At 70.1% G+C, this 19,408-nt stretch carries 21 protein-coding genes and 1 pseudogene; 17 read left to right on the top strand and 5 right to left on the bottom strand.

Features of this window, described 5'->3' with window-relative positions; genetic code table 11:
* The first annotated feature begins 79 nt into the window (after positions 1 to 79).
* Entirely contained in the window at positions 80 to 274 is a 195-nt protein-coding gene (locus VGN45_RS08660) for a hypothetical protein (RefSeq protein WP_327461442.1), read from the top strand.
* Here the strand turns inward: VGN45_RS08660 and VGN45_RS08655 are convergent.
* From VGN45_RS08655 to rplU, 3 genes are all read right to left on the bottom strand, one after another.
* Positions 271 to 804 carry a GNAT family N-acetyltransferase gene (locus VGN45_RS08655; protein ID WP_327461440.1) on the bottom strand — a complete coding sequence of 178 codons (534 nt, stop codon included), beginning with the start codon at positions 802 to 804 and terminating at the stop codon, positions 271 to 273. The genes VGN45_RS08660 and VGN45_RS08655 overlap by 4 nt on opposite strands.
* Before the next feature lie 127 nt (positions 805 to 931).
* Positions 932 to 1,216, bottom strand: a complete 285-nt coding sequence (gene rpmA / locus VGN45_RS08650; protein WP_327461438.1) for a 50S ribosomal protein L27 — start codon at positions 1,214 to 1,216, stop codon at positions 932 to 934.
* A gap of 63 nt (positions 1,217 to 1,279) precedes the next feature.
* Positions 1,280 to 1,822, bottom strand: a complete 543-nt coding sequence (gene rplU / locus VGN45_RS08645) for a 50S ribosomal protein L21 (RefSeq protein WP_327461436.1) — start codon at positions 1,820 to 1,822, stop codon at positions 1,280 to 1,282.
* Between the two features lie 142 nt (positions 1,823 to 1,964).
* Here rplU and VGN45_RS08640 point away from each other — a divergent pair, with 142 nt between their 5' ends.
* The 12 genes from VGN45_RS08640 (at position 1,965) to VGN45_RS08585 (ending at position 14,218) form a co-directional block, all read left to right on the top strand.
* Positions 1,965 to 3,248: a cyclopropane-fatty-acyl-phospholipid synthase family protein gene (locus tag VGN45_RS08640; protein WP_327461434.1), complete on the top strand. Its 1,284-nt coding sequence runs from the start codon at positions 1,965 to 1,967 to the stop codon at positions 3,246 to 3,248.
* A gap of 58 nt (positions 3,249 to 3,306) precedes the next feature.
* Positions 3,307 to 3,960, top strand: a complete 654-nt coding sequence (locus VGN45_RS08635; RefSeq protein WP_327461432.1) for a hypothetical protein — start codon at positions 3,307 to 3,309, stop codon at positions 3,958 to 3,960.
* A 9-nt stretch (positions 3,961 to 3,969) separates the two neighbouring features.
* On the top strand, positions 3,970 to 4,932 hold the full coding sequence (locus VGN45_RS08630) for a cation diffusion facilitator family transporter (protein WP_327461430.1): 963 nt from the start codon (positions 3,970 to 3,972) through the stop codon (positions 4,930 to 4,932).
* Positions 4,933 to 4,963: 31 nt separating this feature from the next.
* Positions 4,964 to 6,040 (top strand): CobW family GTP-binding protein, encoded by a 1,077-nt coding sequence (locus VGN45_RS08625; protein WP_414643420.1) that lies wholly within the window; start codon positions 4,964 to 4,966, stop codon positions 6,038 to 6,040.
* 31 nt (positions 6,041 to 6,071) lie between these two features.
* The gene (locus tag VGN45_RS08620) at positions 6,072 to 6,341 is read left to right on the top strand and encodes an AbrB/MazE/SpoVT family DNA-binding domain-containing protein (RefSeq protein WP_327461427.1); all 270 of its coding nucleotides are present in this window, start codon (positions 6,072 to 6,074) and stop codon (positions 6,339 to 6,341) included.
* A 20-nt stretch (positions 6,342 to 6,361) separates the two neighbouring features.
* A complete protein-coding gene (locus VGN45_RS08615; protein WP_327461425.1) occupies positions 6,362 to 6,736 on the top strand; it encodes a type II toxin-antitoxin system VapC family toxin in 375 nt (124 codons plus the stop codon).
* 100 nt (positions 6,737 to 6,836) lie between these two features.
* Positions 6,837 to 7,547 carry a hypothetical protein gene (locus tag VGN45_RS08610; protein ID WP_327461423.1) on the top strand — a complete coding sequence of 237 codons (711 nt, stop codon included), beginning with the start codon at positions 6,837 to 6,839 and terminating at the stop codon, positions 7,545 to 7,547.
* A 76-nt stretch (positions 7,548 to 7,623) separates the two neighbouring features.
* Positions 7,624 to 8,166, top strand: a complete 543-nt coding sequence (locus tag VGN45_RS08605; protein ID WP_327461421.1) for a hypothetical protein — start codon at positions 7,624 to 7,626, stop codon at positions 8,164 to 8,166.
* A 30-nt stretch (positions 8,167 to 8,196) separates the two neighbouring features.
* Positions 8,197 to 9,159 carry a WD40 repeat domain-containing protein gene (locus VGN45_RS08600; protein ID WP_327461419.1) on the top strand — a complete coding sequence of 321 codons (963 nt, stop codon included), beginning with the start codon at positions 8,197 to 8,199 and terminating at the stop codon, positions 9,157 to 9,159.
* Positions 9,160 to 9,429: 270 nt separating this feature from the next.
* The gene (gene mtgA / locus VGN45_RS08595; protein WP_327461417.1) at positions 9,430 to 10,122 is read left to right on the top strand and encodes a monofunctional biosynthetic peptidoglycan transglycosylase; all 693 of its coding nucleotides are present in this window, start codon (positions 9,430 to 9,432) and stop codon (positions 10,120 to 10,122) included.
* 231 nt (positions 10,123 to 10,353) lie between these two features.
* The gene (locus tag VGN45_RS08590; protein WP_327461415.1) at positions 10,354 to 12,228 is read left to right on the top strand and encodes a M2 family metallopeptidase; all 1,875 of its coding nucleotides are present in this window, start codon (positions 10,354 to 10,356) and stop codon (positions 12,226 to 12,228) included.
* Positions 12,229 to 12,364: 136 nt separating this feature from the next.
* On the top strand, positions 12,365 to 14,218 hold the full coding sequence (locus VGN45_RS08585; RefSeq protein ID WP_327461413.1) for a ubiquitin-activating E1 FCCH domain-containing protein: 1,854 nt from the start codon (positions 12,365 to 12,367) through the stop codon (positions 14,216 to 14,218).
* A 3-nt stretch (positions 14,219 to 14,221) separates the two neighbouring features.
* On the opposite strand, the gene VGN45_RS08580 is transcribed toward VGN45_RS08585, so the two are convergent.
* Positions 14,222 to 15,133, bottom strand: coding sequence for an isopenicillin N synthase family dioxygenase (locus VGN45_RS08580; protein WP_327461580.1), 912 nt, complete (start codon positions 15,131 to 15,133; stop codon positions 14,222 to 14,224).
* Positions 15,134 to 15,350: 217 nt separating this feature from the next.
* Here VGN45_RS08580 and VGN45_RS08575 point away from each other — a divergent pair, with 217 nt between their 5' ends.
* The 4 genes from VGN45_RS08575 to cysC all read left to right on the top strand — a co-directional run bounded on the left by VGN45_RS08575 (position 15,351) and on the right by cysC (position 19,113).
* Positions 15,351 to 16,022 (top strand): OmpA family protein, encoded by a 672-nt coding sequence (locus VGN45_RS08575; RefSeq protein ID WP_327461411.1) that lies wholly within the window; start codon positions 15,351 to 15,353, stop codon positions 16,020 to 16,022.
* Between the two features lie 140 nt (positions 16,023 to 16,162).
* Entirely contained in the window at positions 16,163 to 16,324 is a 162-nt protein-coding gene (locus tag VGN45_RS08570) for a hypothetical protein (RefSeq protein WP_327461409.1), read from the top strand.
* A 45-nt stretch (positions 16,325 to 16,369) separates the two neighbouring features.
* Positions 16,370 to 17,287, top strand: coding sequence for a sulfate adenylyltransferase subunit CysD (cysD, locus tag VGN45_RS08565; protein WP_327461408.1), 918 nt, complete (start codon positions 16,370 to 16,372; stop codon positions 17,285 to 17,287).
* The gene (cysC, locus tag VGN45_RS08560; RefSeq protein WP_327461406.1) at positions 17,287 to 19,113 is read left to right on the top strand and encodes an adenylyl-sulfate kinase; all 1,827 of its coding nucleotides are present in this window, start codon (positions 17,287 to 17,289) and stop codon (positions 19,111 to 19,113) included. Before cysD ends, cysC begins: the two co-directional genes overlap by 1 nt.
* A gap of 135 nt (positions 19,114 to 19,248) precedes the next feature.
* Here the strand turns inward: cysC and VGN45_RS08555 are convergent.
* Positions 19,249 to 19,408 (bottom strand): annotated as a pseudogene (locus VGN45_RS08555) (cell envelope biogenesis protein OmpA); the annotation flags it as partial.

Below are 19,408 nucleotides of genomic sequence, written 5' to 3'. Positions count from 1 at the left end.
GCCCATACCCCCGTTCGCCATCTTTCGGCCTCGACCGCCTCGTCAAACGATCGTCCATTGAGGTCGTGGGAGCGCGTTCATGTCCCAGCACAACATCGTCGGCTCCGAAGCCTTCGAAAAGCGGCCGCAGGTCTATCTGCGCTCGGTCAAATCCGGCGGCGCCCGCCGGCTGCGGGCCCGCACGGCGCTGGCCTTCGGCCTGGGCGTCGCGGTGACCGTCGTCGCCGGCATCGTCGCCGCCGCCGCGGTCTTCATGCCGGCGGTCGGCGCCTAGGCCAGCCACACCATCCGCCGCGTCCGGGTCCAGTCGCCGCGCGCCTTCGAGAATCCGCGCCGCACCTCGCCGGTGTACAGGAACCCCGCCTTTTCCAGCACGCGGCCGGACGCCGGGTTGTCGGTGAAGTGCCCGGCGGTCAGAGCCCGACGCTTCCACGCCTTCCTGGCCCACACCAGCGCGCCCTCCAGCGCCTCGGTCGCCAGGCCTCGTCCCCAGAAGGGCCGGCCGATCCAGTAACCGACCTCGGGCGCCGGATCGGCGTCCTCGAACAGGCCGATCACGCCGATCGGGCCGCCGTCCTCATGGTCGATGACGAAGGTCGCGGCCCGGCGAGGGTCCTGCGCCTGCACCGCCTCGACGAAGGCCAGACCGTCGGCGACCTGATAGGGGTGGGGCATGCGCAGCGTCATCTTCGCGACGTCATAGTCGGACGCCAGCTCCGACAGGCGCGCCGCGTCGCGCGGTTCCGGCGCCCTCAGGGCCAGCCGCCGCGTCTCGATGACGGGGGTTCTTTCGATCACGCACATGGTCGCCTCTCAGGGCGGGGAAACGAAAACGGGGAGCCCGGTGATCCGGACTCCCCGCGGAAATGTTTCCCTGGTCCGGATCGGGGCCTTTTCGGCCTGCGCGATCCGGAAACCTGTTTCGGATCGCTTATTCGGCGGCCAGCTTGTCGGCCTGTAGGGCCGGGGCGGCCACGGACACGTAACAGCGGCCGCCACGCTTGGTGGTGAACGTCACGGCGCCGTCGGTCAGGGCGAACAGGGTGTGGTCGCGGCCCATGCCGACGTTCGTGCCCGGGTGCCATTTGGTCCCGCGCTGACGAATGATGATGTTGCCCGGCACGACGCGCTCGCCGCCGAACTTCTTCACGCCGAGGCGCTTCGACTCGGAGTCGCGACCGTTGCGCGACGAACCGCCGGATTTCTTGTGAGCCATGGGTCTGTCCTACTTCCCTTTGCCCTACCGGCCGTTCGGCCTGCTTGAGGGCAAGTCTTCGTCTTACGCTTCGTCGGTCTTGGCGGCGGCCTTCTTGGCCGGAGCTTTTTTCGCCGGAGCCTTCTTGGCGGCCGGCTTCTCGTCGGCGGCGGCCTCGGTCTTCGGCGCGGCGGCCTTCTTGGCGGGCTTGGCGGTGGTCTCTTCCGAGACGCGCGGGGCCAGGCCGCGGGCGCGGGCGTTGATCTCGGCCTTGGTCAGCAGCGAGGTCTCGCCGTCCCACTTGGCCTTTTCGCCGGCGCCTTCGATGCCGGTGATGCGCAGCACCGATTCCATCTGGCGGTGGCCCTTGGTCCGGCGATAGCCCTGGCGGCGGATCTTCTTGAAGATCTTCACCTTCTCGCCCTTGCGGGTTTCCACCAGCGTGGCCAGCACCGAGGCGCCGTCGATCAGCGGGGCGCCCAGGGTCACGCCCTTGTCGCCGCCCAGCATCAGGACGTCGCCGAACTTGACGTCGGAACCCGCGTCGCCGTCGAGCTTCTCGACCACGATCACGTCGCCAGGTTGGACCCGGTACTGCTTGCCGCCGGTCTTGATCACCGCGTACATCTTGAAAGCCTCGGCTGAACGCAAAAGAGCAGCGCCCGCGAGGGAGACCCGCGGGCGAAGAGCGGCGACATATGCGGACCGCCCCTCTTGAGTCAAGGCGAAAGGCCCCGCAGACCGCGTTTCTTTGAGGGGAACCGCCCACGTGACCACGGACGTCGCCGCCCGCAAGGTGATCGCCCGCCTCGGCGCCGCTTTGGGCGCGGACCTGTCGGTCCGGCTGTGGACCGGGGAGGTCGTTCCCCTGACCCCCGACGCGCGCGACGACCTGCGGATCGTCGTCGCTGGGCCCGATGTGCTGAAGCGGTTCCTGCTGCGCCCGGGGGCGGAGACGGCCTTCCGCCTGATCGCCGAGGGGCGGCTGGCGGTCGAGGGCGGCTCTCCCCTCGACGCCCTGGACCGCATCGACCACGGCCGGCTGGTGCACGTCAGGAAGGCGCTCGACCTGACCGCCCTGGCCCGCGAGGCCTGGCCGCTGCTGTTCACAGCGTCGAGCCCGGCCGATTCGGCCCCCTCGGCCGATCCGGAGGCGGGCAGGGGGCGCGACCGCGCCGGCCGCGCCGACGCCGACTTCATCCGCTTCCACTACGACGTCGGCAACGACTTCTACGCCCTGTTCCTGGACCCGCTGCACGTCTATTCCAGCGCCGCCTTCGCGCCCGGGTCACAGGAGAATGGCGCCGACGATCTGGACGCCGCCCAGATCCGCAAGCTGGACCGCATCTGCCGCAAGCTGGACCTGAAGCCCGGCGACCGTCTTCTCGACGTCGGCTGCGGCTGGGGCGCCCTGGCCATCCATGCGGCGACGCATTTCGGCGCGACCGTCCACGGCGTCACCCTGTCGCCGGCGCAGCTCCAGTTCGCCCAGGCCCGCGTCGACGCGCTCGGCCTGACCGACCGGATCACGCTGGAACTGAAGGACTACCGCGACCTGACCGGCGCCTTCGACGCCGTCAGCCAGATCGAGATGTTCGAGCACCTCGGCTTCCGCAATCACGACCTGCATTTCCAGACCGTGCATCGCCTGCTGAAGCCCGGCGGCCTGTATCTGCATCAGGCCTCGATCCGCCGCGGCGGCGTGCGCCCCGGCCCGCCCGGCCGCCCGGCGCGCGCCATCACCCGCTTCATCTTCCCGGGCGGCGAGCTCGACACTCTCGCCATGACGATCGACGGCCTGGCGCGCTGGCGGTTCGAGGTGCTGGACGTCGAGACCCTGCGCCCATCGTTCGAGCGCACCCTGCGCGAATGGTCGTCTCGCCTCTACGCGCGCCGCGAAGAGGCCGAGCGCCTGATCGGCCCGGCCCGCACCCAGCTGTGGCTGGCCTATTTCGCCCTGTTCGCGCGCGGCTTCGAACGCGGCGTGGTCAGCGTGCATCAGACCTTGGCCCGTCGGCACAGGCCCGGACGCCACGGGCCGATCTTCCGCTGATCAGAAAAAGCGCCGGCGGCCCCTCGCGCGTTACAAGATAACAGTCTATATCGCCGCCATGCTCGACGGCTTCGGCGACATCTTCGGCCCGCTGCTCGCCGGCGGTTTCGGCGTGGCCTTCCTCCACGCCGTCCTGCCGACGCACTGGCTGCCCTTCGTCCTGGTGGGCCGGGCCCAGGGGTGGTCGGCCGGCATGACGATGGCCGCGGTCGCCGTCGCCGGTCTGGCCCACGTCGCGACCACGGCGGTCGTCGGCGGCCTGATCGCCCTGGCCGGTCTGGCGCTGGAGGGATGGGTGTCGGGCCTGCTGCCCTGGCTGTCGGCCGCCCTGCTGTTCGCCTTCGGCCTGTTCTATCTGGTGCGCGCCACGATCCGCCGCCCCGTCCTGGCGGGCGGCCCCGACGTCCAGACGCCCGAGCCGCGCGTGTCCGACCGCACCGCCTTCCTCGGCCTCGTCGCCCTGCTGGCCGTGTCGCCGGGCGAGGTGATGCTGCCCTTCTACCTGTCCTCGGCGGATCAGGGCGTGGCCGCGCTCGCGGCCCTGACCGTCGCCTTCGCCGTCGGCACCGTGCTCGGCATGGGCCTGTTCACGGCCGTCGCCCGCGCCGGCGCCTCCATCCTGCGGCTGGAGCGCTGGGCCCGCTTCGAGGGGGCGGTTCTGGGATTGGCCCTGATCGGCGTCGGCCTTCTCGTGGCGACCCGCGTCCACTAAGGCTTGGCGATGGCTCACGACGCCGCCCATTCCCACGAGCACGGGCACGACCACCACGGTCATGGGCATGCTCACGACCACGACCACGCCCACGGCCACGGCCATCACCACCATGGGCCCGTCGATGTGGGCGACTGGCGCTATGCGCTCGGCCTCGTCGTCAATCTGGCCTTCGTGATCGTCGAGTTCTCGGCCGGCGTCCTGGCTGACTCCACCGCCCTGATGGCCGACGCGGGCCACAACCTGTCCGACGTCCTGGGCCTCGCCATGGCCGGCGGCGCGGCCTGGCTGGCCCGACGCGCGGGCTCTCCGGACAAGACCTACGGCTACGGCAAGGCCACCGTGCTGGCCGCGCTGGGCAATGCCCTGCTGCTCATCTTCGCCTGCGGCGCCATCGCGTTCGAGGCCGCCCGCCGCTTCGCGGAGCCCGCCTCGGTGGAGTCCACCACCGTCATGATCGTGGCCGGCGTCGGCATCGTCATCAACTTCGGCACCGCCCTGTTGTTCATGAACCAGCAGCACGACCTGAACGCGCGCGGCGCCTATCTGCACATGATGGCCGACGCCGCCGTCTCCCTGGGCGTGGTGATCGCCGGGGGCCTGATCCTGCTGACGGGCTTCGCCGTCATCGATCCGATCGTCAGCCTGGTGATCGTCGCGGTCATCCTGTGGGGCACGTGGGGCCTGCTGAAGGACTCGGTCAACCTGGCGCTGGACGCCGCCCCGCGCGGCAAGGACGTCGCCGCCATTCGCGCCGCCCTGTGCGACCTGCCCGGCGTCTCCGCCGTCCACGACCTGCACGTCTGGGGGCTTTCCACCACGAAGACGGCCCTGACCGCCCACCTCGTCCACGACGCCGACCCCGCCGCGCTTCTGGTCAGCGCCCGCATGCTCGCCCGCGACCGCTTCGGCATCGACCACGTGACGATCCAGCTGGAGCCGACCGGCGCGCTGGACTGCGAAGGCTGCTGACGCCCTTTCGCGCCGCCGTCGCGCGCCCTAGATGACCGCCATGGAAAAGACCCCCGTCACCGTCCTCACCGGCTACCTCGGCGCCGGCAAGACCACGCTCCTGAACCGCATCCTCACGGAGGACCACGGCAAGCGCTACGCCGTCATCGTCAACGAGTTCGGCGAGATCGGCATCGACAACGACCTGGTCGTCGGCGCCGACGAGGACGTGTTCGAGATGAACAACGGCTGCGTCTGCTGCACCGTGCGCGGCGACCTGATCCGCGTCGTCTCGGGCCTGATGAAGCGCCAGCGTCCGGGCAAGCCCGCCTTCGACGCCATCATCGTGGAGACGACCGGCCTCGCCGACCCCGGCCCCGTCGCCCAGACCTTCTTCGTCGACGAGGACGTCAAGGCCAGGACCCAGCTGGACAGCGTCACCGCCCTGGTCGACGCCAAGCACGTCATGGCCCGGCTGGACGACTCGAAGGAGGCGCGCGAGCAGGTCGCCTTCGCCGACCAGATCATCCTCAACAAGACCGACCTCGTGTCCGCCGAGGAGCTGGCGACCGTCGAGGCCCGCCTGCGCGGCCTGAACCCCCTGGCCCCGATCGTCCACGCCGAGCGTGCCAACGTGCCGCTGGACCAGGTGCTGGGCCGCCATGGCTTCGATCTCGAGCGCATCAACGAGGTCCGCCCCGAGTTCCTGAACCCGCCCCACGGCGCCGACGGCCATGTCCACGACGAACACTGCGGGCACGACCATCACGACCATGGGCACGATCACTCGCACGACCATCACCACCACGGCCCGCGCGGCCATGCGCACGAGGACGACATCAGGGGCATCGCCTTGTCGCTGGACCGCCCCGTCGACGGCCAGCGCTTCACCCAGTGGCTGGACCGGCTGCTGGGCGAGCAGGGTCAGAACATCCTGCGCGCCAAGGGCATCATCGACGTGAAGGGCGAGGACCGCCGCCTGGTCTTCCAGGCCGTGCACATGATCCTGGAGGGCGACCTGCAGAAGCCGTGGGGCGAGACCGAGCGCCGCTGGTCCCGGGCCGTCTTCATCGGCCGCGACCTGGACGAGGCCCAGCTCAAGGCCGGGTTCGAGGCCTGCGCGGCTTGAAAGTAAGGCAGTTTTGCCTTACTCTTGCGTCATGGTCGCCTTGACCCTCACCGCCAAGAATCAACTCACCCTCCGCAAGGAGGTGGTGAAGCATCTCGGCCTCAAGCCCGGCGACAAGGTCGAGGCGGAACTGCGGCCGGACGGGCGGGTCGAGCTGGTCGCGCCCCGCGTTCGAACCGGCAAGATCTCGGACGCCTTCGGCCTCATCAAGGTCAAACCGGGCACGCCCCCCCTCACGATCGAGGAGATGAACGAGGTGATCGCCGAAGGCTGGGCCGAGATGGGCAAGCGCGGCCTTTGAGGATCACGCCGGACACCAACGTGCTCGTCCGCGTCGTGGTGAGCGACGACGGCGAGCAGTCTCGCGCGGCTCGAAATTGCCTCGCTGAGGCGGATGCGATCTTCCTCACCACACCGACGCTTTGTGAAACGGCCTGGGTGCTCCGGCGCTTCTATGGGGCGTCGCGAGACGACGTGTCGGCGGCCTTGCGGGCCTTCACGGGCGCCTCGAACGCGGTCTTCGACGAACGGGCCGTCTCGATGGGCCTTGAACTGCTTCGGGCCGGCGGCGATTTCGCCGACGGGGCCATCGCGGCGACGGGCATGGCCATGGGCGCGGAGACGTTCGTGTCCTTCGACAGGTCGGCGCTCAAAAGGCTCGCCGCGGCCGGCGTGGCGGCCCAGCAGCCTTCCTGACGCGTCGCGCCTCCGCCTGACGGCATCTGACGTCCGCCGCCCGGGCCACAATCGCGCCCGGTTTCGCCGCCCAGCTTCGCGCCTGGGAGGACTGAACCGCATGAAACGCCTTGCCCTGATCGCCCTGGCCGCCGGCCTGCTCGCCGCCTGCTCGACCTACACCACCCCCGCCGCCGGCGTGCCGCTGGGCGCCATCGTCGGCACGGACGTGGCCGAGGCCATGGCGCGTGAGCCCGCCGCCGTCTTCCCCGCGCGCATGGCGATCGTCCGCGTCGCCGCCCCCGGCTACGTCAGCCGGTCCGCCGTCGGGGTGGGAGAGGGGGCCTTCAGCGTCCTCACCACCCGCGACATCGAGACCGACCCCGACTTCGAACGTCTCGGCCGCATGCCGCAGATAACGGCCGTCGCCCCCGTCAGCCGCCTGCTGGTCCCGGCCCATCTGGGCAGCGTCGCAGACCTGCGCGCCTCGGCCGCCCAGCTGCGCGCCGACGTGGTGCTGATCTACACCCTCGACACCCGCTTCCGGACGGAGAGCGCGGAGTTGGGCCCGCTCCAGACGATCGCGCTCGGCTTCCTCCCGGCGAAGAAGGCCATCGTCACCGCCACCTGCGCCTTCATGATCGTCGACGTCCGCACGGGCTTCATCTACGGCACGGGCGAGACCACGGCGACGCAGGACCAGCGCACCAACTTCTGGGGAACCGACGACGCCATCGACGAAGCCCGCCTCCGCGCCGAGCGTGAGGCCTTCGTGAACGGCCTGGGCGAGATCGAGACGCTGTGGGCCTCGGTGGTCAGGGAGTACGGGTGAATACGTCCCTCTCCCGGCGGGAGAGGGACGTCTAAGTGCGACCGTTCCTGACGTAGGCGTGTGCCACCCTGCCGGCATGACCGACGCGCATCGCATCCGCTCCGCCGAGACCTGGGACAGGGCCCGCGACGACTACCTCGCCGGCGTCACGGGCCAGGAGGTCTGCCGCCGCCATGACCTCGCCCCCTCCACCTTCTGGGCCCGCGCCCAGGCCGAGGGCTGGCGCCGCTCGGACCAGCCCGATCCCGAGCCCGAGGCCGACGACCTCGAACCCTACGCCGGCGTCGACCTGACCGAACTGGTCGACCTCGCCTGGCGCCGCCTGGCCCGCGCCATCGATCGCGGGGCGTCCGTCGAAGCCGCCCGCTGGGCGCGCCTTCACGCCGACCTTCACGCCCGCGCCCAGGCCGCCGCGCTGGCGGAAAGCCAGGAAGCCGGCCAGGCCGAGCATCTGGCCCGCGTCTGCCCGGGAGAGGTCCACCGCCCGCGCCCGCGCCTCGGCCCCGACGGCCGCGACGTCCACGCTCTGGAGTCTCTGGAGTCGAATTTTTCCGGCGACGCGCCCCTGAACCGCGCCGAACGCCGTCGCCGCGAACGCGAGGCCCGCCGACGAAGTTGACGGCCCCCGCCGGCGCCCTAAACCGCCGCCATGCAGCTGACCTTCGACGCCCAGCCCACCGCCGCCCTGTTCGACCGCACGGGCGCGGTCTTCGCCCTGGGCGACGGCTCGATCCGGTTCGAGGGCGGCGAGCGGACCGACGCCCACGACGGCGCCGTGCTGTGCGCCGCCGTCCACCCGTCCGGCGACGGCGTGGTCACGGGCGGCGACGACGGCAAGGTGGTCTGGACCCGGCGCGACGAGGCGGTGGTTCTGGCCGACGCGCGCGGCAAGTGGATCGACGCGGTCGACGCCTCGGCCGAAAGCGGCCTGATCGCCTTCTCCCACGGCCGGACCCTGTCCGTGATCGACGCGAAGGATCCCGCCTTCCGCCGCGATTTCGAGCATGAGCGCACCGTTTCGGGCGTCGCCTTCGAGCCCAAGGGGCGCCGCATCGCCTGCTCGACCTATGGCGGGGCGGCCCTGTGGTTCGCCCGCATCGCCGACCAGAAGCCCACCTTCATGAAGTGGGCCGGCTCCCACACCGCCGTCGGCTGGTCCCCCGACGGCGCCTTCGTCGTCACGGCCATGCAGGACGCCCAGCTGCACGGCTGGCGGGTCAGGGACCAGAAGAACCTGCGCATGGGCGGCTATCCGTCCAAGGTCCGGTCCTTCGCCTTCCTGTCCAACGGCCGCCTGATGGCCACTGCGGGGGCGCAAGGCGCCGTGCTCTGGCCCTTCGTCGGCTCGGACGGTCCCATGGGCAAGGAGGCGACCGAGATCGGCTTCGACCAGAACGCGCTCGTCACCCTCGTCGCCGCCTGCCCGCCGAAGGGCCTGCTCGCCGCCGGCCTCAACGACGGCCGCGTCTGGACCGCCGACCCGGCCGCTCAAGGGCTCAACTTCATCCGCGCTGAAAAGGGCGCCCCCATCGCCGCCCTCGCGCTGTCGCCCGACGCCGCCCGCGTGGCCTGGGCCGACGAGGACGGCGCGGCGGGCGTGAGCGATCTCTAAGCCGCCGGGCGCTTGTCGGTAGCCAAGGTTCATCACGAAGGACACCAAGAAGGCAGGAAGGACACCAAGGGTCCGGAGCGCGTCGCCGCGCGAAGCGCATTTCCTTCAGGCCTGGCGCAAGAATGCCTGCGGCGCCTCGCTCCCGGTCCCTTGGTGTCCTTTGTGGCTTTCTTCTTCTTCGTGACCTTGGTGAAGAACCAACCGGCCGGTGACCAAGGCTCCGGCGCCTGACACCCTTGCCTCCGCCCCAAGCTTGACCATCATGTCCGCATGAGCGCGCCCCGTCGCCTCGGCTGCCTCGGCGCCGTCGGCCTCTTCATCCTGGTGCTGGTCCTGCTGCCGGTCGGCGGCGTGGCGATCCACGGCGTCGTGCCGCCCCTGACCACCTTCCTGATGGTCGAGCAGCGGCTGAAGGGGCAGGGGGCCGACTATCGCTGGCGCGGCCTGAACGACATCTCCCCCCGCCTGGTCGAGGCCGTCATCGCGGCCGAGGATTCGACCTTCTGCAGCCACCGCGGCTTCGACATGAAGGCCATCGAAAAGGCGATGCAGAACAACGCCCGCGGCCGGCGCGTCCGCGGCGGGTCCACCCTCAGCCAGCAGACCGCCAAGAACGTCTTCCTCTGGTCGGGACGCAACTGGATCCGCAAGGGGATGGAGGCGGGCTACACCGTCCTGATCGAGACCTTCTGGTCCAAGCGCCGCATCGTCGAGGTCTATCTGAACGTCGCCGAATGGGCCCCCGGCGTCTATGGCGCCGAGGCCGCCGCCCGGCACTGGTTCGGCAAGTCCGCCGCCGACCTGACGCCGCGCGAGGCCGCCCGCCTGGCCGCGATTCTGCCCAGCCCGCGCAGGTACAGGGCCGCCTCCCCCGGCCCCTACGTCCGCCGCCGCGCCTCCCGCATCCAGGCCGCCATGGGCACGGTTCGGAACGAGGGGCTGGCCGGGTGCGTGCTCAACTAGCCTTCCCCGCTTGCCGGGGAAGGTGGCCGACGAAGTCGGTCGGATGGGGTGGCTGCTTCAACATCCTGACCGCCGGACGATGAGCGAGGCCCCACGAGCCACCCCATCCGTCTCGCCCCGCGAGCCACCTTCCCCGGCGAGCGGGGAAGGGCGGCTTGACGATCTCGCCCCGCGGGCGTCCCTTGCGCCCCGAACGACGCGGGACAGCCGCGCACCTGTGGGAGAGGCCTGATGAAACGCACCCTTCTGACTTCCGCCGCCGTCCTCGCTTCGGGCGTGCTGATGTCGGGCTGTTCGTGGCTGGGGCTCGGCATGGATCCGGCCGCGACCTCGACCGCGCCGACGGCCTCCGCCGACGCCTCGACCCAATGGCCGATCACCGCCCAGGGCGCGGCCGACTTCGTCGCTTCCGCCGAGACCCGCCTGGCCGAGCTCAGCGAGTTCGTCGCCCGCACCCAGTGGACCCGCGCGACCTACATCACCTACGACACCATGTGGCTGGAGAGCCGCGCCAACGCCCAGTACACCGAGCTGCAGGTCGAGCTGGCCAACGAGGCGGCCAAGTTCAAGGACGTCGCCGGCCTGGCCCCCGACGTGTCGCGCAAGCTGGATCTGCTGCGCCTCGGCATCGTTCTCCCGGCGCCCAACCGTCCCGGCGCGGCCGGCCGGCTGTCGGACATCACCACCCGCCTGGATTCGACCTACGCCACCGGCAAGTTCCAGCATCAGGGCAAGCAGATCACGCTGGACGAGGCCACCGTCCTGATGGCCGCCAGCCGCGATCCGGCCGAGACCAAGGCCCTGTACGAGGGCTGGCGCACCGTCTCGCCGCAGATGAAGGACGACTATGCGAACATGGTCGCCATCGCCAACGAGGGCGCGCGCGACCTGGGCTATGCCGACGTCGGGGCCCTGTGGCGCTCGGGCTACGACATGGAGGCCGACGCCTTCGCCGCCGAGACGGACCGTCTCTGGAACCAGGTGAAGCCCTTCTACGAGAACCTGCACTGCTACGTCCGCTCGCGCCTGAACGAAAAATACGGCGACGCGGTCCAGCCCGAGACCGGCCCGATCCGCGCCGACCTGCTGGGCAACATGTGGTCCCAGCAGTGGGGCAACATCTACGACGTCGTCGCGCCGAAGACCGGCGGCGAGGCCGGCTACGACATGACGGCCCTCCTGGTCGCCAAGGGGTACGACGCCGAGAAGATGGTCCGAACCGGCGACGGCTTCTACACCTCGCTGGGTCTGGCCCCCATGCCCGACACCTTCTGGGAACGCAGCCAGATCACCCGGCCGGAGGGGCGCGAGGTGGTCTGCCACGCCTCGGCCTGGGACCTCGACAATCTGGAGGACGTGCGCATCAAGATGTGCACCCAGGTGAACGGCGACGACTTCTACACCGTCCACCACGAGCTGGGTCACAACGTCTATCAGCGCGCCTACAAGGACCAGCCGTTCCTGTTCAAGAACGGCGCGAACGACGGCTTCCACGAGGCGATCGGGGATTTCGTCGGCCTGTCGGCGCTGACCCCCACCTATCTGAACCAGATCGGCCTTCTGGACCGCGTGCCGGGGCCGGAGGGCGACATCCCCTTCCTGCTGCAGATGGCGCTGGACAAGATCGCCTTCCTGCCCTTCGGCCTGATGGTCGACCGCTGGCGCTGGGACGTCTTCTCCGGCGAGACCAGCCCGGCGGAATACAACGACGCCTGGACAGCCAACATGCTGAAGTACCAGGGGCTGACGCCTCCGGGACCGCGGCCGGCGAACGCCTTCGATCCCGGCGCCAAGTATCACATCCCCGGAAACACGCCGTACACGCGCTACTTCCTGGCCCACATCTACCAGTTCCAGTTCCACCGCGCGGCCTGCAAGCAGGCGGGCTGGACGGGCCCGCTGCACCGCTGCTCGATCTACGGGGACAAGGAGGTCGGCGCCCGCTTCAACGCGATGATGGAGATGGGCCAGAGCCGCCCCTGGCAGGAAGCCATGCACGCCTTCACCGGCGAGCGCGGAAACGACGCCTCGGCCGTCGCCGACTACTTCGCCCCGCTGAACGTCTGGCTGACCGAGCAGAACCGCGGCAAGTCCTGCGGCTGGTGAGACGTCTTCCCTCTCCCGCCGGGAGAGGGCTCGCGCATTAACCTTCGCCATGAGGCGATCCCTTAACCGCGACCGGCGATCTTCCAGCCCGATGACCGTGGGCGATCCGCGCCCCGCGTCAGCGGCGCGACGTGGAATGACACTCTGGACCCGGCTCTCGGCCTTCGCCCGGCGCATCGCCGACGACGCGCGCGGCAATGCGGCCATGCTGTTCGGCCTGGCCTTGCCGGGCCTGATCCTGATGACTCTGGGCGGGGTGGACATCCACCGCGTCTCGACCGTCCGCATCAACCTGCAGGATGCGCTGGACGCCGCCGCCCTGGCCGCCGCGCGCAGCACCTACACCGCCGACGTCGACATTCAGCGCGTCGGCATGGACGCGCTTCGGGCCAACCTCGCCGCCTATCCCCAGGTCACGCTGCTGACGGCCGGGACGACGTTCCGTTTGAACGACGAAAAGATCGTCATCGCCGACGCCCGCGCCAACGTGAAGACCCTGGTCGCCAACATCTTCCTGCCGCCGTACGGCCAGTTCATGGACGACTACCTGCCGGTCGGCGCACACTCGGAGGTCAACCGGTCGGCCCGCAACGTCGAGGTCGCCATGGTGCTCGACACGACCGGCTCAATGGCCGGTCAACGCATCATCGACCTCCGCGCGGCCGCGAAGCAGTTGGTCGACATCGTGGTCCAGCCGGAGCAGACGCCCTGGTATTCCAAGGTCGCCGTCGTCCCCTATTCCATGGCGGTGAACGTGGATTCCCATGCTGGCGCGGCGCGCGGCGACATCCGCACGTCCACGACCGTGACCAACGCCACCTGGACGACCGGGCCGGTCAAGGACATCACCGGCGCGACCAAGGCACGCCCGGTCGTCATCACCTCGAACGGTCACGGCTTCCAGAACGGCGACGTGGTCTGGATCACGGGCGTGAACGGAATGACGTCCCTCAACAAGAAGGCCTACGTCGTCACCAACCGCTCCGACAACACCTTCGAACTCTATCGCAACGGGTCGAGGGTGGATGGACGCGAATACAGTTCGTACTCGAGCGGCGGCAAGATCCAGAAGTGCCAGACCAGCGACTGCTCCGTGGTGATCACTTCCGCCAACCATGGTCTGTCCAACAACGACTATGTCTATTTCAGCGACGTCGGCGGAATGACGGAGCTGAACGGCGACACGTTCCTGGTCGGGAACGCGACGACCAACACCTTCACGATCGATCTGCAGGCGTCGTCGAGCCTGTCGGCGTACACGTCGGGCGGCAAGGCTTGGTGCGCTCAGGAAGGCTGCACCTACTTCGCTTTCGAGAACCGTTACGACGATCTCGTCACGCAGAAGATCTCGACATGCGTGACCGAGCGGACCGGACCTCAGGCCTGGACCGACGCGTCGCCCACGCTGCACAAGGTCGGGCGCAACTATCCGAGCGGCAGCAATCCCTGCCTGACGAACACCCTTCGGCCACTGACCAGCGACAAGGCCACGCTGAAGGACCAGATCGACGCGCTGACGGCGTCCGGGTCCACCGGCGGCCACATCGGCGTCGCCTGGGGCTGGTATGCCTTGTCGCCGAACTTCAGCGGCCTGTTCGGCTCGAACGCCGGCGGCGCCTATGATCCGACGCGCACGCTGAAGGCCGTCATCATCATGACCGACGGCGAATACAACAGCGGCTACTGCAAGGGCGTGATCGCCAAGAACTCGACCGCCGGGTCCGGCGACACGACCAAGCACATCAACTGCGACGCGCCCAACGGCCACCCCTTCGACCAAACTTTGGCGCTGTGCGCGGCGATGAAGTCAGCCGGGGTGGTCGTCTATACGGTGGGTTTCCAGGTGGTCGACGACGAGCGGGCGCGCACGATGGTGAACCAATGCGCCTCCTCCAGCAACCACGTGCATATGGCCAGCTCCGGCACGGCCTTGTCCGACGCCTTCGCCGCCATCGGCCGCGACATCATGCGCCTGCGCATCTCGAAGTGAGGCCTAAAGCAGCCGGATCTCGCGCAGGCGCTCGGCCAGATAGTCGTCGGCCGTGATCGCCTTGCCGGCATAGCGGTCGGGGGTCTCGGGCGTGACCGTGGACGGCAGGGTCTCGATCCGGAAGTCCGGGTTGAAGTGCAGGAAGAAGGGCGTGGAATAGCGCGCGAAGCCGCGCCGCGCCGGCGCCGGATTGACCACGCGGTGCGTCGTCGACGGAAGCACGTGGTTGGTCAGCCGCTGCAGCATGTCGCCGATGTTGACCACCAGGGCGCCCGGCGGCGGGGCCACGTCCAGCCAGCTGCCGTCCTTCTCCTTCAGCTGCAGCCCGGCCTCCTCGGCCCCCAGCAGCAGGGTGATGACGTTGATGTCCTCGTGCGCGCCCGCCCGCACGCCAGGCGCGTCGGCCGGCACCGGCGGATAGTGCAGCAGCCGCAGGACCGAGTTGCCCAGCTGAACCTTGTCGTCGAAATAATCGTCGGCCAGCCCCAGATGCCGCGCGATCGCCCGCAACAGCTTACGCCCCAGCGCGTCCAGCGCCTCGTACATGCCGTAGACGTGCTCGCGGAACCCCTCGACCTCCGTCGGCCACAGGTTTTGCGGCATGGTGGCCGTGTAGGCGTGGCCTTCCGGCAGCTCGCGCCCGGTGTGCCAGAACTCCTTCAGGTCCGCCGCCTTGGCGTCCTTGGCCGCCTCGACGCCGAACGGCGTCAGGCCGCGCGCGCCGCCGGTGCCCGGCCGGTGATACTGGCGCTTCACGTCTTCCGGCAGGGCGAAGAAGGCCTTGGCGTCCGTCACCGCCGCCTCGATCAGGTCGGCGTCCAGCCCATGATCCGACACCACGGCGAAGCCGTAGCGCTCGAACGAGGCGCCCAGATCGCGGGCGAAGGCGTCGAAGTCGGCGTCATGCCCGGTCATGGAGACGGGACGGATGCCGGGGGCGGGGCTGGCGGAGTCGGGCACGGGCACGGATCCTGGAAGTGAGCGTCGCGGACGTCCTACGCCCCTCGCCCCCGACCCGCAAACGTCCGCCTGTCGCATTCCCGCGACCGGCGTTCATTCTGGATACAGGGGAACCTTCACCATAAGGGGGCGTTCAGCGGCCATACCGGCTCAACCACGAAAGGCGTGCCCCATGCGCTCCAAGATCTTCCTCACCGGCGTCTGCATCCTGGCCCTGGGCGCCGGGGCCTGCACCACCATGGACCCCTACAGCTCGACCCCCGACCGCAACAACACCGGCACCGGCGCCATCGTCGGCGCGCTGGGCGGCGCCCTGGTCGGCTATCTGACCAACACCTCCAACAGCGAACAGGGCCGCAAGAACGCCCTGATCGGCGCGGGCGTCGGCGCCCTGGCCGGCGCGGCGGTCGGCCAGTACATGGACCGCCAGGAACAGGCCATGCGCGAGGAGCTCTCGGGCACCGGCGTCGGCGTGGTCCGTCAGGGCGACGTCCTGGTGCTGCGCATGCCGTCCGACGTGACCTTCGGCACGAACCAGGACGCGGTGAACCGCAACTTCTACGCGGTGCTCGACGACGTCGCCGGCGTGCTCCAGCAGTACGACCGCTCCACCATCGACATCGTCGGTCACGCCGATTCCGACGGCGCGGACGCCTACAACCTCGACCTGTCGCAGCGCCGCGCCTCGAACGTGGCCCGCTATCTGATCGACCGCGGCGTCCTGCCGGCCCGCATGTACGTCGAGGGCCGCGGCGAGAGCCAGCCGGTCGCCTCCAACGCCACGGCCGAGGGCAAGGCTCAGAACCGCCGCGTCGAGATCCTGATCCGCCCCTTCACGGGCTGATCCGACTGAAAATCCGACGAAACGACCGGTCGGGGCCCGCTCCGGCCGGTTTTTCGTCGATCGCCGTGATGCAAGGCTTGCGGCCCGCCGTCCCGCATGCTGTCTGCGCCTGACAGGCGTGGAATCGAGGCGGCATTCGCGTGAACGGGGACGACAAGGGGTGGATCGAAGGCGCGCGGCTGACCCTGGTCGCCGTGGTCAGCGCCGTCGTCGCCGCGACCCTGGTCATCCAGATCGGCTCCGCCGTCCGTGACGACCGCTCGGTCCAGGCCCAGCCGCAGGTCATCCTGACGTCCCACTGAGCGGGCCCCCTTGCCGCGCGACCCGGGGAATGCCACCCAGACCCCATGACGACGCCCGTGCGCGCCCCGTCGCCCCTGCTGCGGGCGCTGGAGGCCGAAAGCCTGCACATCCTGCGCGAGACGGCGGCCGAATGCGCGCGGCCGGTCCTGCTCTATTCGATCGGCAAGGACTCGGCCGTCCTGCTGCATCTGGCGAAGAAGGCCTTCGGTCCCGGCCCCCTGCCTTTCCCCTTGCTGCACGTCGACACGACGTGGAAGTTCCGGGACATGTATGCGCTGCGCGACCGGGTGGCGGCCGATCCGGACCTGAACCTGATCGTCCACCGCAATCCGGAGGCCGAGGCGAGGGGCGTCAACCCCTTCGATCACGGCTCGTCGGCGCACACCGACCTGTGGAAGACGCAGGGGCTGAAGCAGGCGCTGGACGCCGGCGGCTTCGACGCGGCCTTCGGCGGCGCCCGCAGGGATGAGGACGCCAGCCGCGCCAAGGAACGGGTCTTCTCCGTCCGCACCCCCGGCCACGGCTGGGACCCGCGCCGGCAGCGGCCGGAACTCTGGGATCTTTACAACGCCCGCCTGAAGCCGGGTGAGACCCTGCGGGTCTTCCCCCTGTCGAACTGGACCGAGGCCGACGTCTGGGACTACGTCGTGGCCGAATCCATCCCCGTCGTGCCGCTGTACCTCGCCGCCCCGCGGCCGACCGTCGTCCGCGACGGCAAGCTGCTGATGGTCGACGACGACCGCATGCGCTTCCTGCCCGGCGAGACGCCGGCGGTGCGCCGCGTGCGCTTCCGCACCCTGGGCTGCTGGCCTCTGACCGCCGCCGTCGAAAGCGACGCCGACACGCTTGAAGCCGTCGCCGCCGAGGCGCGCGGCGCCCGCACCTCCGAACGCGCCGGCCGCCTGATCGACAAGGATCGGCCCGGCTCCATGGAGCGCAAGAAGCAGGAGGGCTACTTCTGATGGCCCGCGCGCCCGGCGACCGCCTCCGCGTCCTGACCTGCGGCTCCGTCGACGACGGCAAGTCGACCCTGATGGGCCGGCTGATGCACGATCTCGGCGCCGTGCCCGACGACGTCGCGGCCACCGCCACAGGCCCCGACGGCGTGATCGACTTCGCGTCCCTGGTCGACGGCCTGATGGCGGAAAAGGAACAGGGCATCACCATCGACGTGGCCCACCGCTACCTGTCCACGCCGCGTCGCGACTTCCACCTGATCGACGCCCCGGGGCACGAGCAGTACACGCGCAACATGGTCACCGGCGCCAGCCAGGCCGACGTCGCCCTGGTCCTGATCGACGCCGTGCGGGGCATGACCGCCCAGACCCGCCGCCACGCCCTGATCGCCGCCCTGACCCGCGTGCCCACGGTCGTCTTCGTCGTCACCAAGATGGACGCCATGGCCTGGGACCGGGGCCGGTTCGACGAACTGGCGGAAGAGGCGCGGGCCTTCGCGGCGGCTCTGGACCTGGACGAGGTCCAGGTCGTGCCTGTGTCCGGCCTGACCGGCGAGAACGTGGCGCGTCCGGCGGATGCGGCCTGGGTCGAAGGGCTCCCGCTGATCGCACGTCTGGAGGCGGCGTCCGTCGAAACCGCGTCGGACCGCCCGTTCCGCATGCCCGTTCAGTGGGTGAGCCGCGACGGGCTGGACCGGGCCTATGCGGGCAAGGTCGCGTCCGGCCGCATCCGCACCGGCGACGCCGTGCGCATCCAGCCCTCGGGCCGACTTGCCACGGTCGCCGAAGTGCTGAGCGCCGACGGCCCGGCGGATGAGGTCGGCGCCGGCCTGACCGGCTCGATCCGCCTCGACCGCCCCGTCGACGTGGCGCGCGGCGATCTGATCGTCGCCGCCGACTCCCCTCTGGAGGTCGCCGACCAGTTCGAAATCGATCTGGTCTGGATGGGCGAAGAGCCCATGCTGCCCGGCCGCGTCTACGACCTGAAGATCGGGGCCCGCACGGTCTCGGCCCAGATCACCGAGATCAGACGCCGCGTCTCGGTCGAGGATCTCGCCCCTCTGGCGGCCAAGACGCTGGAGCTGAACGAGATCGGGGTCTGCAACCTGTCGCTGGGCGCCGAGATCGCCTTCGCCCCCTATGCCGAGGACCGGACGCTGGGCGGCTTCATCCTGACCGACCGGACCAGCCTGGACACCGTCGGCGCGGGCATGATCCGCTTCGCCCTGCGCCGCGCCCACAACGTCCATCGCCAGGCCCTGACCGTCGACGCCGCCGCCCGCGCCGCCGCCAAGGGGCAGAAGCCGACGGCGCTGTGGTTCACCGGCCTGTCCGGCGCCGGCAAGTCGACGATCGCCGACGCGGTCGAGCGCCGCCTGCACGCCCTGGGGCGGCACACCTATCTGATCGACGGCGACAATCTGCGGCACGGCCTGACGCGCGATCTGGGCTTCACCGACGCCGACCGGGTGGAGAACATCCGCCGCGCCGCCGAGGCCGCCCGCCTGATGGCCGACGCCGGCCTGATCGTGCTGGTGTCGCTGATCTCTCCCTTCGCCTCCGAGCGTCGCATGGCGCGCGACCTGATGGGGGAGGGGCGGTTCCTCGAGGTCTTCGTCGACGTGCCCTTGGACGTGGCCGAGGCGCGCGACGTGAAGGGGCTCTACCGAAAGGCGCGGGAGGGTCGGCTGGCCAACTTCACCGGCATCGACAGCCCCTACGAGCGTCCCGAGGCGCCCGAGATCCATGTCCGCGCCGACGTGGAGACGCCGGACCAGGCGGCCGAACGGATCGTGGCGGCCCTCCAGGACCGGGGCCGGCTCGAGGTCTGACCGACGCCCGCCGTGCCGCCCGGCCTCGCGCGACCCGCAATCCCCAAACCCGCAAGTCCCACAAAAGCGAAGGGCCCGCCGGAGTGATCCGGCGGGCCCCTGCTTGGTGTTTCGACCTGGCTTCTGAGCTTGGGCTTAGAAGTTGATGTCGATGGTGGCGCGGCGGTTCAGCGGCTCGCGCACGCCGTCGGCCGTGGCGCGGGCCAGGTCGCGCTCGCCGCGGGCGTCGACGCGCAGGACGCCGGAGTTGACGCCGCGGGCGACCAGGGCGTCGGCCACGGTGCGGGCGCGGCGC

The sequence above is a fragment of the Brevundimonas sp. genome, from assembly GCF_035999125.1.
Taxonomy (GTDB): domain Bacteria; phylum Pseudomonadota; class Alphaproteobacteria; order Caulobacterales; family Caulobacteraceae; genus Brevundimonas.
The sequence above is the reverse complement of the archived record's forward strand: the minus strand, read 5'-3'. Positions and strand labels throughout refer to the sequence as shown.

Coding starts and splice junctions, on each gene's coding strand:
- VGN45_RS08635 (WP_327461432.1), top strand. CDS start 3,307: ATGCTCGACGGCTTCGGCGACATCTTCGGCCCGCTGCTCGCCGGCGGT.
- cysC (WP_327461406.1), top strand. CDS start 17,287: ATGGCCCGCGCGCCCGGCGACCGCCTCCGCGTCCTGACCTGCGGCTCC.
- VGN45_RS08605 (WP_327461421.1), top strand. CDS start 7,624: ATGACCGACGCGCATCGCATCCGCTCCGCCGAGACCTGGGACAGGGCC.
- VGN45_RS08580 (WP_327461580.1), bottom strand. CDS start 15,133: ATGACCGGGCATGACGCCGACTTCGACGCCTTCGCCCGCGATCTGGGC.
- rpmA (WP_327461438.1), bottom strand. CDS start 1,216: ATGGCTCACAAGAAATCCGGCGGTTCGTCGCGCAACGGTCGCGACTCC.
- VGN45_RS08585 (WP_327461413.1), top strand. CDS start 12,365: ATGACACTCTGGACCCGGCTCTCGGCCTTCGCCCGGCGCATCGCCGAC.
- VGN45_RS08630 (WP_327461430.1), top strand. CDS start 3,970: ATGGCTCACGACGCCGCCCATTCCCACGAGCACGGGCACGACCACCAC.
- rplU (WP_327461436.1), bottom strand. CDS start 1,822: ATGTACGCGGTGATCAAGACCGGCGGCAAGCAGTACCGGGTCCAACCT.
- cysD (WP_327461408.1), top strand. CDS start 16,370: ATGACGACGCCCGTGCGCGCCCCGTCGCCCCTGCTGCGGGCGCTGGAG.
- VGN45_RS08600 (WP_327461419.1), top strand. CDS start 8,197: ATGCAGCTGACCTTCGACGCCCAGCCCACCGCCGCCCTGTTCGACCGC.
- VGN45_RS08610 (WP_327461423.1), top strand. CDS start 6,837: ATGAAACGCCTTGCCCTGATCGCCCTGGCCGCCGGCCTGCTCGCCGCC.
- mtgA (WP_327461417.1), top strand. CDS start 9,430: ATGAGCGCGCCCCGTCGCCTCGGCTGCCTCGGCGCCGTCGGCCTCTTC.
- VGN45_RS08620 (WP_327461427.1), top strand. CDS start 6,072: ATGGTCGCCTTGACCCTCACCGCCAAGAATCAACTCACCCTCCGCAAG.
- VGN45_RS08625 (WP_414643420.1), top strand. CDS start 4,964: ATGACCGCCATGGAAAAGACCCCCGTCACCGTCCTCACCGGCTACCTC.
- VGN45_RS08655 (WP_327461440.1), bottom strand. CDS start 804: ATGTGCGTGATCGAAAGAACCCCCGTCATCGAGACGCGGCGGCTGGCC.
- VGN45_RS08575 (WP_327461411.1), top strand. CDS start 15,351: ATGCGCTCCAAGATCTTCCTCACCGGCGTCTGCATCCTGGCCCTGGGC.
- VGN45_RS08660 (WP_327461442.1), top strand. CDS start 80: ATGTCCCAGCACAACATCGTCGGCTCCGAAGCCTTCGAAAAGCGGCCG.
- VGN45_RS08590 (WP_327461415.1), top strand. CDS start 10,354: ATGAAACGCACCCTTCTGACTTCCGCCGCCGTCCTCGCTTCGGGCGTG.